This window comes from Sphaerisporangium corydalis (genome assembly GCF_025506355.1).
Lineage (GTDB): Bacteria > Actinomycetota > Actinomycetes > Streptosporangiales > Streptosporangiaceae > Sphaerisporangium > Sphaerisporangium corydalis.
Genome location: NZ_JANZYP010000093.1, coordinates 16,039 through 29,090, shown reverse-complemented (window position 1 = coordinate 29,090; position 13,052 = coordinate 16,039). Strand labels below are relative to the sequence as shown.

At 72.0% G+C, this 13,052-nt stretch carries 11 protein-coding genes and 1 pseudogene; 8 read left to right on the top strand and 4 right to left on the bottom strand.

Features of this window, described 5'->3' with window-relative positions; genetic code table 11:
- Window positions 1–3,400: HAMP domain-containing protein (locus tag NYZ98_RS38565; RefSeq protein WP_262849957.1), on the bottom strand; the 3,400-nt coding region annotated here is incomplete at its 3' end.
- A gap of 218 nt (window positions 3,401–3,618) precedes the next feature.
- A complete protein-coding gene (locus tag NYZ98_RS38560) occupies window positions 3,619–5,418 on the bottom strand; it encodes an AMP-dependent synthetase/ligase (protein WP_262849955.1) in 1,800 nt (599 codons plus the stop codon).
- Window positions 5,419–5,629: 211 nt separating this feature from the next.
- Between NYZ98_RS38560 and NYZ98_RS38555 the strand changes: the two genes are divergently transcribed.
- From NYZ98_RS38555 to NYZ98_RS38525, 7 genes are all read left to right on the top strand, one after another.
- Window positions 5,630–6,397: a metallophosphoesterase family protein gene (locus NYZ98_RS38555; RefSeq protein ID WP_262849953.1), complete on the top strand. Its 768-nt coding sequence runs from the start codon at window positions 5,630–5,632 to the stop codon at window positions 6,395–6,397.
- Window positions 6,398–6,482: 85 nt separating this feature from the next.
- Window positions 6,483–6,920 carry an SRPBCC family protein gene (locus NYZ98_RS38550; RefSeq protein ID WP_262849951.1) on the top strand — a complete coding sequence of 146 codons (438 nt, stop codon included), beginning with the start codon at window positions 6,483–6,485 and terminating at the stop codon, window positions 6,918–6,920.
- Window positions 6,917–8,101 (top strand): ArsA family ATPase, encoded by a 1,185-nt coding sequence (locus NYZ98_RS38545; RefSeq protein WP_262849949.1) that lies wholly within the window; start codon window positions 6,917–6,919, stop codon window positions 8,099–8,101. The genes NYZ98_RS38550 and NYZ98_RS38545 overlap by 4 nt, the downstream gene beginning before the upstream one ends.
- Window positions 8,101–8,733, top strand: coding sequence for a hypothetical protein (locus NYZ98_RS38540; protein WP_262849947.1), 633 nt, complete (start codon window positions 8,101–8,103; stop codon window positions 8,731–8,733). The genes NYZ98_RS38545 and NYZ98_RS38540 overlap by 1 nt, the downstream gene beginning before the upstream one ends.
- 36 nt (window positions 8,734–8,769) lie before the next feature.
- On the top strand, window positions 8,770–9,714 hold the full coding sequence (locus NYZ98_RS38535; RefSeq protein ID WP_262849944.1) for an ROK family glucokinase: 945 nt from the start codon (window positions 8,770–8,772) through the stop codon (window positions 9,712–9,714).
- A gap of 30 nt (window positions 9,715–9,744) precedes the next feature.
- A complete protein-coding gene (locus NYZ98_RS38530; protein WP_262849942.1) occupies window positions 9,745–10,437 on the top strand; it encodes an endonuclease/exonuclease/phosphatase family protein in 693 nt (230 codons plus the stop codon).
- 246 nt (window positions 10,438–10,683) lie between these two features.
- Window positions 10,684–11,901, top strand: a complete 1,218-nt coding sequence (locus NYZ98_RS38525) for a hypothetical protein (RefSeq protein WP_262849940.1) — start codon at window positions 10,684–10,686, stop codon at window positions 11,899–11,901.
- A 145-nt stretch (window positions 11,902–12,046) separates the two neighbouring features.
- Here NYZ98_RS38525 and NYZ98_RS38520 read toward each other — a convergent pair whose 3' ends face one another.
- A complete protein-coding gene (locus NYZ98_RS38520; RefSeq protein WP_262849938.1) occupies window positions 12,047–12,250 on the bottom strand; it encodes a DUF397 domain-containing protein in 204 nt (67 codons plus the stop codon).
- A pseudogene (locus NYZ98_RS41645) lies at window positions 12,240–12,449 on the bottom strand (hypothetical protein); the annotation flags it as partial. The gene NYZ98_RS38520 and the pseudogene NYZ98_RS41645, both read right to left, overlap by 11 nt.
- 63 nt (window positions 12,450–12,512) lie before the next feature.
- Here NYZ98_RS41645 and NYZ98_RS38515 point away from each other — a divergent pair.
- Window positions 12,513–12,968, top strand: coding sequence for an ATP-binding protein (locus tag NYZ98_RS38515; RefSeq protein WP_262849936.1), 456 nt, complete (start codon window positions 12,513–12,515; stop codon window positions 12,966–12,968).
- Window positions 12,969–13,052 lie beyond the last annotated feature (84 nt).

The window sequence follows — 13,052 nt, the reverse complement described above, 5'->3', positions numbered from 1 at the left end:
CCTCGCCCTCGCCGCCCGGCGCGGCGGGCGCGGGCTCCGGCTCGGGCGCCGCGGGCTCGGCGGCCTGCGGCAGGGCCGGCGCCGCCGGGGGGTTCGCGCCCATCGGGTACTCCGAGAAGTGCGTCATCGGCAGGTAGAGGGTGAACGTGCTGCCCTCGCCGAAGGTGCTCACCGCGCGGATCCCGCCGTTGAACAGGGTGGCGATCTCCCTGCTGATGGACAGGCCGAGGCCGGTGCCGCCGTACTTGCGGCTGGTGGTGCCGTCGGCCTGCTGGAAGGCGTCGAAGATCTGGGAGAGGTTCTCCTCGGCGATGCCGATGCCGGTGTCCACCACGTGGAAGGCCAGGGCCTCCTGCCGGCGCCCGGCCGGCAGGTCCATCTGGCCGGCCCGCTCGACCCGGAGCCGCACCGACCCCGCCTCGGTGAACTTCACCGCGTTGGACAGCAGGTTGCGCAGGACCTGCCGCAGCCGCTGCTCGTCCATCATGAGCTGCGTGGGCACGTCGGGCGCCACGCTCACCTCGAACGTCAGCCCCTTCTCGGTGGTCAGCGGGCGGAACGTCGCCTCGACGTAGTCCAGGAGCTGCCGCATGTGGAACGGCTCCAGGGTGAGGTCCATCTTCCCGGCCTCGATCTTGGACAGGTCGAGGATGTCGTTGATGAGCTGGAGCAGGTCGGTGCCCGCCGAGTGGATGACGTTGGCGTACTCCACCTGCTTGGCGGTGAGGTTGCGCGCCGGGTTCTGCGCCAGGAGCTGGGCGAGGATGAGCAGCGAGTTCAACGGGGTGCGCAGCTCGTGGCTCATGTTGGCCAGGAACTCGCTCTTGTACTTGGAGGCCAGCGCGAGCTGCTGGGCGCGGTCCTCCAGCTCCTGGCGGGCCTGCTCGATCTCGATGTTCTTGGTCTCGATGTCGCGGTTCTGCTGGGCCAGCAGCTCGGCCTTCTCCTCCAGCTCGGCGTTGGAGCGCTGGAGTTCCTCCTGGCCGACCTGGAGCTCGGTCGCGAGGCGCTGCGACTCGGTCAGCAGGGCGTCGGTGCGGGCGTTGGCGACGATCGTGTTGACGTTGACGCCGATGGTCTCCACGAGCTGTTCGAGGAAGTCGCGGTGGACCTGCGTGAACCTGTTGAGGCTGGCCAGCTCGATGACGCCGAGGACCTGGTCCTCCACCACGATGGGCAGCACGATCAGGTTGACCGGCCCGGCCTGGCCCAGGCTGGAGGAGATCGTCAGGTAGCCGGGGGGCACGTCCTGCACCAGGATGGTGCGCCGGGCGAGCGCGGCCTGGCCGACCAGGGAGTCGCCGAGCGCGTGGCGGCGGGTCACCTCCTGGTGGCCGTAACTGCCGACCACGCGCAGTTCGGTGGCGCTCGGGGTCTCCTCGGCGAGCAGGAAGGTGCCGTGCTGGGCGGAGACCAGGGGCGCCAGCTCGTTCATGACCAGCTCGGCGACGACCGCGAGGTCGCGGTGGCCCTGCATGAGCCCCGAGACCCGGGCCAGGTTGGTCTTCAGCCAGTCCTGCTCCTGGTTGGCGCGGGTGGTCTCCCGCAGGGACTTCACCATGGAGTTGATGTTGTCCTTGAGCTCGGCCACCTCGCCGGAGGCGTCGACGTTGATCGAGCGCGTGAGGTCGCCTGAGGTCACCGCGCTGGTCACCTCGGCGATGGCACGGACCTGCCGGGTGAGGTTGCCCGCCAGCTCGTTGACGTTCTCGGTGAGCCGCTTCCAGGTGCCCGACACGCCCTCGACCTCGGCCTGGCCGCCGAGCCTGCCCTCGCTGCCGACCTCGCGGGCCACGCGGGTGACCTCGGCCGCGAACGAGGAGAGCTGGTCGACCATCGTGTTGATGGTCGTCTTCAGCTCCAGGATCTCGCCGCGCGCGTCGACGTCGATCTTCTTGGTGAGGTCGCCCTGGGCCACCGCCGTGGTGACCTGGGCGATGTTGCGGACCTGGCTGGTCAGGTTGTTGGCCATGGAGTTGACGTTGTCGGTCAGGTCCTTCCAGGTGCCGGCGACGTTCGGCACGCGGGCCTGGCCGCCCAGCTCGCCCTCGGTGCCGACCTCGCGGGCCACGCGGGTGACCTCGTCGGCGAAGGCGCTCAGCGTCTCCACCATCGTGTTGATCGTCTGCGCCAGCGCGGCCACCTCGCCCTTGGCCTCGACCGTGATCTTCTGGGAGAGGTCGCCCCTGGCCACGGCGGTCGCCACCTGGGCGATCGACCGCACCTGGCTGGTCAGGTTGGAGCCCATGACGTTGACGTTGTCGGTGAGGTCCTTCCAGGTGCCCGACACGCCCCGCACGGTCGCCTGACCGCCCAGGTTGCCTTCGGTGCCGACCTCGCGGGCCACGCGGGTGACCTCGTCGGCGAACGCCGAGAGCTGGTCGACCATCGTGTTGATGGTCTCCTTCAGCTCCAGGATCTCGCCGCGGGCGTCCACCCGGATCTTCTGCGACAGGTCGCCCTTGGCCACCGCCGTGGTCACCTCGGCGATGCTGCGCACCTGGGCCGTCAGGTTGTCGGCCATGACGTTCACCGACTCGGTGAGCGCCTTCCAGGTGCCCGAGACGCCCTTCACGTCCGCCTGGCCGCCGAGGCGGCCCTCGGTGCCGACCTCGCGGGCCACGCGGGTGACCTCGTCGGCGAACGAGGAGAGCTGGTCGACCATCGTGTTGAGCGTGTTCTTGAGCTCCAGGATCTCGCCGCGCGCCGAGACGGTGATCTTCTGCGACAGGTCGCCGCGCGCCACGGCCGTGGCGACCTGTGAGATGTTGCGGACCTGGTCGGTGAGGTTGCCCGCCATGGAGTTGACCGAGTCGGTCAGATCGCGCCAGGTGCCCGCCACCTCGGTGACCTGGGCCTGGCCGCCGAGGCGGCCCTCGGTGCCGACCTCGCGGGCCACGCGGGTGACCTCGTCGGCGAACGAGGAGAGCTGGTCGACCATCGTGTTGATGGTGTTCTTGAGCTCCAGGATCTCGCCGCGCGCCGAGACGGTGATCTTCTGCGACAGGTCGCCCCTGGCGACGGCGGTGGTGACCTGGGCGATGCTGCGGACCTGGTCGGTGAGGTTGCCCGCCATGGCGTTCACCGAGTCGGTGAGGTCCTTCCAGGTGCCCGACACGCCCGGCACCTCGGCCTGGCCGCCGAGCTGGCCCTCGGTGCCGACCTCGCGGGCGACGCGGGTGACCTCGGAGGTGAACAGCGAGAGCTGGTCGACCATGCCGTTGAAGACGGTCGCGATCTCCTTGTACAGCCCGTCGCCCTCGTCGGGCAGCCGGGTGCCGAAGTCGCCGTCGCGGACGGCGGTGAGCCCCGCCAGCAACTGCCGGAGGTCGACCTCCGGCCCTTCCCCGCCGCTCCTGCCCGTACGGCCGCGCTTGACGGTGCCTACGCTCTCAACCATGTCCACCCTTGGGGAGTCCGCGCCAACAACCGGCCAAGCCATCGTATAGAGCGTGCCTGGGAGAGACGACACCCCGAGCGGGGCCGCTCCGCTCATGAGCTGGGCCGTTCGCGAGCCGGGCCGTCAGCGAGCCGGGCAGGCCATCCGTTCGATACGCCGGGCCTGTCCGTGAGCGGACCGAGGCCGGACGCGCGGGGCCTTGGCGGGGGAGTGGCGGGTCAGCCGTACAGGGCCTCGATGGAGGGGGCGAAGTCGCGGGTCACCAGGTTGCGCTTGACCTTCAGGGACGGGGTGAGGTGGCCGCTCTCCTCGGTGAAGTCGGTGTCCAGGACGACGAACTTCTTCACCTGCTCGGCCTTGGAGACCAGGGTGTTGGCGTCGTCCACGGCGCTCTGGACGGCGGCGGTGATCGCCGGGTCGGCGGCCAGCTCCGCGATCGGGGCGCCGGCCCTGCCGTTGGCCTCCCGCCACTGGGTAAGGGCCTCGGGGTCCAGCGTCACCAGGGCCGCGACGAACGGCCGGTCGTCGCCGACCACCATGGCCTGGCTGACCAGCGGGTGGGCGCGGATGCGGTCCTCCAGGGGCGCGGGCGCGACGTTCTTGCCCGCGGCGGTGACGATGAGCTCCTTCTTCCTGCCGGTGATCCGCAGGTAGCCGTCCTTGTCCAGCTCGCCCACGTCGCCGGTGTGGAACCAGCCGTCCGCGTCGACCGCCTCGGCCGTGGCCTCGGGGTTGTTCCAGTAGCCGTCGAAGACGTGCCGGCCCTTGACCAGGACCTCGCCGTCGTCGGCCACGCCGATCGTCACGCCGGGGAACGGCTTGCCGACCGTGCCGATCTTGTTGGCGCCCGGGATGTTCACCGTCGAGGGCGCGGAGGTCTCGGTGAGGCCCCAGCCCTCGAAGACCTCGATGCCCGCGCCCTTGAAGAAGTCGCCGAGGCGCTCGCCCAGCGCGGAGCCGCCGGACACCGCCGCGCTGAGCCGGCCGCCGGTCGCCGCGCGCAGCTTGGAGTACACGAGCCGGTCGAACGCGGCCCGCCGCAGGCGCAGGCCGAGCCCGGCCCCGCCGGAGCTCTCGGCGCGGCTCCATTCGGTGGCCACGCCCACGGCCTGGTGGAAGATCCTGCTCTTGAGCCCGCCGCCGGCCGCGGCCTTCTGCTCGGCGGAGTTGTACACCTTCTCGAACACGCGCGGCACGCCGAGCAGGAAGGTCGGCCGGAACGCCTGAAGGTCGGGGGCGACGTTCTTCATGTTGGGGGTGTGCGCGAGGACGGTGCCGGTCTCGATCAGCACGATCTCGATCAGGCGGGCGAAGCTGTGCGCCAGCGGCAGGAACAGCAGCGCGGCCCGGCCGTCCACGTCGAACAGCGCCTCGAGCGGGCCCCCGGCGACGTTGCGCGCGGTGAACAGCAGGTTGTCGTGGGTGAGCCGGCAGCCCTTGGGCCGGCCCGTCGTGCCGGAGGTGTAGATGATCGTGGCGAGGTCACCGCCGCCCCTGGCCAGGCGGCGCTCCTTGAGCACCTCCTCGGGCACCTCCGCGCCCGCCTCGGTCAGCTCGGCGAACGCGCCGCCGTCGATGCGCCACACCGCCGGCCACCCTGCGGCGTCGCCGGCGGCCTGCCCCACGGTCTTCTCGTGGTCCTCGGTCTCGACGATCACGCACTTGGCGCCGCTGTCGGAGATGATCCACTCGACCTGCCCGGCCGAGGAGGTCTCGTAGATCGGCACCCCGACGCCGCCCGCGGCCCAGATGGCGTAGTCGGCGACCGTCCACTCGTAGCGGGTGCGCGACATCAGGGCCACCCGGTCGCCCGGCTCGACGCCCGCCGCGACCAGGCCCCTGGCGACCCCGGCGACCTGGTCGCGGAACTCGGCGGCGGTCACCGGCACCCAGGCGTCGCCGCTCTTGCGGCTGATCACCACGGCGCCGGGCTCCTGCTCGCCGCGCCGGAACACGGTGTCGGCGCAGTTGGCGGACGCGGGTACGTCCACCAGCACGGGAACGCTGTACTCGCGCACGGTCACTCCTCTGGGGCACGTAGGAAGGCCGTCCATGGCCGGAGGCTGCCTGGACGCTACCGCGCCGGGTCACGCGAGGGTAGATCCGGCCGGTCACGAGCGAGTGACCACGCTATCAGCGTCGCCGGACCGGCCGGGGGCTCCCGGCCGCGCGCCCCCGCCCACGGCCAAGCGCTAGGTTGGGTATCCGGTGGGTACTAGCATGTCCGATATGCGGGTCCATGTCGTCAGTGACGTCCACGGGCGCGCGGACGCCCTCGCTCGCGCCGGAGACGGCGCCGACGTGCTCGTCTGCCTCGGCGACCTGCTGCTGTTCGTCGACTACGACGACCACTCCCAGGGCATCTTCGCCGAGATGTTCGGCGCGGAGCGGACCACGGAGTTCATCCGGCTGCGCACCGCCGGCCGCTTCGACGAGGCCCGCCGGATGTCCGCCGCGCTGTGGAGCTCGCTCGGCGGCGAGCCGCGCGAGCACGTCGAGCGCGCCGTGCGCGAGCAGTACACCCGCATCTTCGCGGCCATGCCCACCCCCGCCTACCTCACCTACGGCAACGTCGACCTGCCCGCCATGTGGGGCGACCACCTGCGGGACGGCCACCACGTGCTCGACGGGCAGACCGCCGAGATCGGCGGCCTGACGTTCGGGTTCGTCGGCGGCGGCCTGCGCACCCGCTACCGCACCCCGAACGAGGTCGACGACGAGGAGTTCGCCCGCAAGGTCGCGGCCGTGGGCGCGGTCGACGTGCTCTGCTGCCACATCCCGCCCGCCGTGCCCGACCTGCTGTACGACGTGGTGGCGCGGCGGTTCGAACGCGGGAGCGAGGCCACGCTGGAGGCGATCCGCGCCACCCAGCCGAGATACGCGCTGTTCGGCCACGTCCACCAGCCGCTTTCCGCGCGCACCCGCATCGGCCGCACCGAATGCGTCAACGTCGGCCACTTCCGCGGCAGGGGGCGCCCCTTCGCGCTCGACCTGTGAGCCCCGCCCGGCGCGGGTCTCACGACTTCGCACACCCGGCCGTGCGGACGTTCGCTCGGCGACCGCGAACGAGTACGGTAAGCCCATGGCTGATCGCACCACCTCCAGCATCGTGATCGGCGCCGATCCGCCGAGCGTCACGGCGGTCATCGCCGACTTCGCCTCCTACCCCGAATGGGCCGGCCAGGTGAGGTCCGCGGAGGTCCTGACGGTCGGGGACGACGGCCGCCCGGCGACGGTCCGGTTCGTCCTGGACGCCGGGGTCATCCGCGACGAGTACACCCTGGCCTACCGCTGGACCGGCGACGAGGCCGTCGACTGGGCCATCGCCGAGCCGGGCAGGATGCTCTCCGCCCTGGACGGCAGCTACCGGCTGGCCGGCGCGAACGGGCGCACCGACGTGACCTACGAGCTGGCCGTGGAGCTGAAGGTCCCGATGATCGGCATGATCAAGCGCAAGGCCGAGAAGGTCATCGTCGACACCGCGCTCAAGGGGCTCAAGAAGCGCGTCGAGGGACGATGAGCGCGCAGAGCCCGAGGATCCTGCTCTTCACCGGCAAGGGGGGAGTGGGCAAGACCACCGTCGCCGCGGCCACCGCCACGCTCGCCGCCCGCCGTGGGCTCAAGACGCTCGTGGTCTCCACCGACACCGCCCACTCCCTGGCCGACGCGCTCGGCGTTCCGGGCTCGGCCGAGCCCGCCGAGGCGGCGCCCGGCCTCTACCTGCAGCAGGTCGACACCCAGCGGGCCCTGGAACGCCACTGGGGCGACCTCCAGGAGTACGCCAGGGGCGTGCTCGCCGAGCTGGGCCTGGACGAGGTCACCTCCGAGGAGCTCACGGTGCTGCCGGGCGCCGAGGAGGTCATCGCCCTGCTGGAGCTGCGCGAGCAGGTGCGCACCGGCCGGTGGGACGTGGTCGTGGTCGACTGCGCCCCGACCGCCGAGACGCTGCGGCTGCTCGCCCTGCCCGAGGCCCTCGACTGGCACGTCAGCCGTCTGCTGCCCGCCGGGCGCAAACTCATGCGGGCCCTGGCCCCGGTGATCAGGCACGTCGCCAAGTTCAGCGTCCCCGACGACAGCGTGGTGAACGCGGGCGAGCGGCTGCACGCCGGCCTGATGGGCGTCCGCGAGCTGCTGACCGGCGACAACTCCTCAGTGCGCCTCGTGCTCACCCCCGAGGCCGTCGTGGTCGCCGAGGCCCGTCGCACCTTCACCTCCCTCAGCCTGTACGGCTACCGCGTCGACGGGGTCGTCGCCAACCGGGTCTTCCCCGAGGGCGGCTCCGACGAGTGGCGGAGCGGCTGGGTGCGGGCGCAGTCCCGCCACCTCGCGTCGGTCGAGGAGTCGTTCGCCCCGCTGCCCGTCCACAAGGTGCCCTACCTGCCCGCGGAGCCGGTCGGCCCCGAGGCGCTCGCCGCCCTGGCCGCGGAGCTGTACGGCGACGAGGACCCCTTCGCCCCGCCTGCGGGCGAGCCGCCGCTCACCATCCGCTCCGAGGGCGAGATCCACGAGCTGACCCTGGCCCTGCCGCTCGCCGACAAGAGCGAGGTCGACCTCGCCAGGAAGGGCGACGAGCTGATCGTCACCGCCGGCTCCTACCGCCGCGTCCTCGCGCTGCCCGCCGCCCTCGCCCGCAGATCCATCCGCGACGCGGCGCTCCGCGACGGCCACCTCCGGGTACGGTTCGAGGCAGGAGGGGCCTGATGACCGAAATGAACGAGACCAACGGCGACCTGCCCGGCGACGGGCGGGACGACCGGCACGAGGACGCCGCCGGCACCGGCGGCCAGGGCGTGGCCGGGCCTTCGGCCGGCCGCGACGAGTGGCTGAGGGAGCGGGACCGCGAGCGCGCCGCGACCGGGGACGAGCGGCCGGGACGCCGCGAGGACCGCCCCGGGCCCGGCCGCCCGGCCGAGCGTGCGGACGACGCCCGCGACGACCGGCCCGACCCCCTGGCGTCGGTGACGCAGGAGGCGCGCAGGCTTTTCGACTCGCTGCAGCAGCGGGTCGGCCGGGAGATCGGCAAAGGCGTGGTCAAGGGCGGCGTGAGCGGCCTCGGCCAGGCCTTCGGCGGCGGCGGGCGCGCGGCCGGGGACGTGTGGAGCGAGGCGGTGGCCGGGCACGACGACGGCGAGTACATCTGCCGCGCCTGCCCCGTCTGCCGCATGAAGGCCGCCAGGCGCGACGCAGGCGGCGACGTCACCGACCACCTGATCTCGGCGGGCGGCGAGCTGTTCGCCGCGTTCCGCCAGGCGGTGGACGCGGTGTCGCGCCCCGCGCCGCCACGGCGCCCCGGCGACACGGACACCCGAGTAGAGCACATCGACCTGGGCTGAGAGCCTGGTGGGATTCTCGGGGGGAAGGAATGAGAAATGGCGCTGACGATCGGCGTGGACGTCGGTGGTACGAAGATCGCCGCGGGAGTCGTCGACGAGGACGGCCACATCGTGGAGAACCTCCTGCGGCCGACGCCCGCTGACAGTCCCGACGAGGTGGCCGAGACGATCGCCGAGGCGGTGCTCGAACTCGCGGGACGCCACGACGTCGAGGCCGTCGGGCTGGGCGCCGCGGGCTTCGTCGACGAGACCCGGTCGATCGTCCGGTTCGCCCCGAACCTCGCCTGGCGCGAGGAACCGTTGCAGAAGAAGGTCGCGGAACGGGTCAACCTGCCGGTGGTCGTGGAGAACGACGCCAACGCGATGGCCTGGGGCGAGTACCGCTTCGGAGCCGGGCGCGGCGAGAGCCACGTCGTGTGCGTGACCGTCGGCACCGGCATCGGCGGCGGCCTGGTCTTCGGCGGCACCCTGTTCCGCGGCCGGTGGGGCATGGGCGCCGAGATGGGCCACATGCAGGTCGTCCCCAAGGGCCGGCTGTGCGGGTGCGGCAACCTCGGCTGCTGGGAGCAGTACGCCAGCGGCAACGCCCTGGTCCACGAGGCCAGGGTGGTCGCCGCCGCCGGGCCGGACCGCGCGGCCCGCATGCTGGAGCTCGCGGGCGGCTCGGTGTCCGACATCGAGGGCGAGCACGTCACCCAGGCCGCGCGCGAGGGCGACCCCGCCGCGCTGGCCGCCTTCGCGACCATGGCGGAGTGGCTCGGCCAGGGCATGGCCGACCTCGCCGCCGTGCTCGACCCGGGCTGCTTCATCCTCGGCGGCGGCGTCTCGCGCGCCGCCGACCTGTGGATCGAGCAGGCCCGCACGGCGTTCATCCGCGCGCTGACCGCGCGCGAGCACCGGCCGCACGCCGACATCCGCCCGGCCGAGCTCGGGCCGTCGGCGGGCCTGGTCGGCGCCGCGGACCTCGCCCGGCACCCCTGAGGGCCGGGAACCGGGGGGAAGCACGGCTCCATGGTGATCCGCGTCGGCACGTACAACGTGCGCTCGATGTACGACGACAACGCCGCGCTGGCGCGGGTCATCAGGGCCATGGACCCGGACGTGCTGTGCGTCCAGGAGGCGCCGCGCCTGCTGCGGTGGCGGCGCCGGCGGGCGAGCCTGGCCCGCGCCTCGGGCCTGCGGCTGGTCACCGGGCGCCGCTTCGGCGGCGTCGCGGTGCTGGCCGCCCCGGGGACGCGGGTGCTGCACGCCGAGAGCCACCTTCTGCGGCCGTTCCTCGGGCTGGAGCGGCGCGGGGTCGCGATCGCCGTGGTGGAGCGCGGCGGCACCCGGATCACCGTCGCCTCGGTCCACCTCGACCTGGTGGCCGCCGCCCGCCTGTGCCACGCGGTCGAGATCATGGACCTGGTCGAGGACGTCGCCGGGCGCTTCGGCGCGCCCGTCGTGCTGGCGGGCGACGTCAACGAGCAGCCCGGCGGGCCCGCCTTCGGGTACCTCACCCGGCGCCTCGCCGACTGCTATCCGCTGGCGCCCCGGGGCGACGGGCTGACCTTCACGGCCAGGCGGCCGGGCAAGCGGCTGGACGTGGTCCTGGCTGCCACCGGGCTCACGGTCCGTTCCTGCGGCGGCGTCCAGGCCGCCGCCGCCGACCTGGAAGCGGCCACCGACCACCTGCCCGTCATCGCCGAACTCCTGGCCGGCTGACTCGTCCGTCATGCCCGTGTGCCCGTCCGTCATGCCCGTGTGCCCGGCCGCCGGGTCCTTGGGCTCGGGCGAAAGGGCCCGTCCGCCGGGGTCCGTGGGCCTGGGTGCCCGGGTGGAATCGGGCGGTTCCGTGGGGTCCGTGGCATGAGGGGACACCGGTTGACGAACGGGCTGCGTTCTGGTGACGTTTGGTCAACAGTCGGGTACCTGCCACGCGCGGGATGACAGGACACGTACGATTTGGTCATGTCCCGCCGCCTGTCAAGGCGCGCGCTGTCGCTGTGCGTGATGCTGATCGGCGTCCTGTCCTGTGCCCTCATCCGCGCCTCGTCCGCCGCGCACGCCCACGCCGACCCGCCTCGTCCCCGCGCCGCCGAGCGCGGCACGACGGGCTTGGTCCAGGAGTCGGCGACCGCGCGTCTCCAGGCCGACGGCTCCCTGTCGGACGTGGTGGGCCTGTCCAGGACCAACGTGTGGGCGGTCGGCCAGGAGGACGTCTGGGAGGCCTGGCAGAACCGCAGCGTGATCACGCACTGGGACGGCGGCACCTGGACCGAGATCGGCATCCGCAACGACGCCTCGAGCGCCGGGCACCTGCGGTCGGTGGCCGCGGCCTCGCCCCGCGAGATCTGGGCGGTCGGCGACGGCCACGACGGCCTGCCGTACGTCGTGCGCGGCGACGGGTCGGTGTTCGACCGGGTCAGCGTGCCCCAGCTCGGGTCGGGCGACTGGCTCGGCGGGGTGGCCTCGGTGCCACGCAAGACGGTCGCGGTGGGCAGCCGGGCCGAGTTCGACGAGGTCCGCCGCCGTACCGTCCAGAAGGCCCTCATCGCCACGGTCACCTCCAAGGGCTGGACCGCCGTCAAGGGCGACGTCCAGGGCACCCTGTACGGCGTGGCGCTGGCGGGCAGGACCGACGGCTGGGCGGTCGGCGACACCGGCACCGAGCCGGTGATCATGCGGCTGTCGGGGTCCACGTGGAAGCCCGTCGACGTGCCCGCCGTCACCGGCGGGTTCCTGCGCGACGTCCACATCGACGGCCCCAAGCGCGCGGTCGCCGTGGGCGGGGTCTACCACGACGGCGGGAAGATCGCCCCGCTGGTCCTGACCTGGAACGGCAGGCACTGGAGCCGCAGCGCCGTGCCCCAGCGCCACGCCGAGCTGTACGGCATCACCGGCGACGGCAAGGGGCACTACTGGGCGTCGGGGTTCGACCCCGGCCACCCGGGCGAGGCGTTCCTGCTGCGCTCCGGCGACTCCGGCTGGCGGGTGGTCCGCGGCGAGACCTCCCCCAAGCCCCGCACCGTACGCCTCCAGGCCGTCACCCACGTCGGCGACCTCACCCTGGCCGTCGGGCACGTCGTCGATGCCAACGACCGCTACACCGACGTGGTCGAACGCTTCCAACCCGGCAAACCCGGCACAGCAGACCCCACCCCCCAACCCACCCCCGCCGCACGCTGACCCAGCCAAGGCCCGCCTCCGCCTCCGATGGCACCGGGGAAGCCCAGATGGACGTGTAACCGCCGAGTCCCCTGCGGGAGGCAACGCGAGTGACCCGGAACGGGAGAGCCCCCGCTGCGTTGCGAGGGCCCTCAGATGTGGATGCTCACGTGCTCAGGGTGCCGCCCTTGATACTCGTCACGAATCCACGCCACTCACCGGGCGCCGATACCAGCGCCGGACCGGTCGGATTCTTGCTGTCACGGACTGCGACGAGGCCGGACAGGTTCGACGCGACCTCCACGCAGTTCCCCGTGTCCGCGCTGAAAGTGCTCTTGCGCCACTGGGCGCCCTGAAGGTCAGAGGTCATTTCGGCTCACCACTTCCTTGATCAGCTTGACCGACTGCTTGAACGGTAGGGCCTCCGCTCTGATCGCGTCATACCGGAGCGCCAACTCTGCGATTGTCCGACGGTCTTCCAGCGTCCGCCCGATGGGCTGACTGTCCGTGTACGCCGCGTAGGCGGACCCGCTCCGTTCCGCGATGATGAACCCGCCTGACAGCCCACAGTGCGCTTCGGTGGCGTCTCAACGACGCATGGACCATTCCCGGCGAGGCGAAAAGGCGAGCGCATGAGGGCAGGAAGTCTGCTGGGTGTTACCGATCTGATCGGTTCTCCCGAGTCGGTCTCCTTGGCACGTGAATACGTGAGACAGAAGCTTGGTGACAAACACCCGGCTCTGGACGACGTGATCCTTCTGACTTCCGAAGTCGTCACCAACGCTTGTGTTCATTCCGACTCGCGGGACGGCGGAACAGTCACGCTCGCCATAGCCGATTGCGTCGATCTCATTGAGGTCGACGTGGTGGACGCGGGGGGCGAGACGGCTCCGCGTGTGTGCGGGGATCTGCTCGCTGAAGGTGGCCGGGGTCTGATGCTCGTCGAGATGACTGTGTTCGCATTCCTCCGCAGCGTCGCAAGGTCTGACAACCGCGCCGCCGAGGGATTCCAAGCCGGCAGACATCCCCATCCATCCAAGATTAAGGAGGGTTCATGTCGTAATAGTGGCCGGCGTGCGGGTCGGTGAAGGGGATCAGCGGTGAGGGGCGCCCTTGGGAGAGCGTGCGCCAACGGCGCTCCTTGACCATGGAACAGCCCGGTGGGGCGGCCG

Excerpts from the sequence above, each read along its gene's own strand:
- NYZ98_RS38555 (WP_262849953.1), top strand. The coding sequence starts at position 5,630 with ATGCGGGTCCATGTCGTCAGTGACGTCCACGGGCGCGCGGACGCCCTC.
- NYZ98_RS38550 (WP_262849951.1), top strand. The coding sequence starts at position 6,483 with ATGGCTGATCGCACCACCTCCAGCATCGTGATCGGCGCCGATCCGCCG.
- NYZ98_RS38545 (WP_262849949.1), top strand. The coding sequence starts at position 6,917 with ATGAGCGCGCAGAGCCCGAGGATCCTGCTCTTCACCGGCAAGGGGGGA.
- NYZ98_RS38540 (WP_262849947.1), top strand. The coding sequence starts at position 8,101 with ATGACCGAAATGAACGAGACCAACGGCGACCTGCCCGGCGACGGGCGG.
- NYZ98_RS38535 (WP_262849944.1), top strand. The coding sequence starts at position 8,770 with ATGGCGCTGACGATCGGCGTGGACGTCGGTGGTACGAAGATCGCCGCG.
- NYZ98_RS38530 (WP_262849942.1), top strand. The coding sequence starts at position 9,745 with ATGGTGATCCGCGTCGGCACGTACAACGTGCGCTCGATGTACGACGAC.
- NYZ98_RS38525 (WP_262849940.1), top strand. The coding sequence starts at position 10,684 with ATGTCCCGCCGCCTGTCAAGGCGCGCGCTGTCGCTGTGCGTGATGCTG.
- NYZ98_RS38520 (WP_262849938.1), bottom strand. The coding sequence starts at position 12,250 with ATGACCTCTGACCTTCAGGGCGCCCAGTGGCGCAAGAGCACTTTCAGC.
- NYZ98_RS38515 (WP_262849936.1), top strand. The coding sequence starts at position 12,513 with ATGAGGGCAGGAAGTCTGCTGGGTGTTACCGATCTGATCGGTTCTCCC.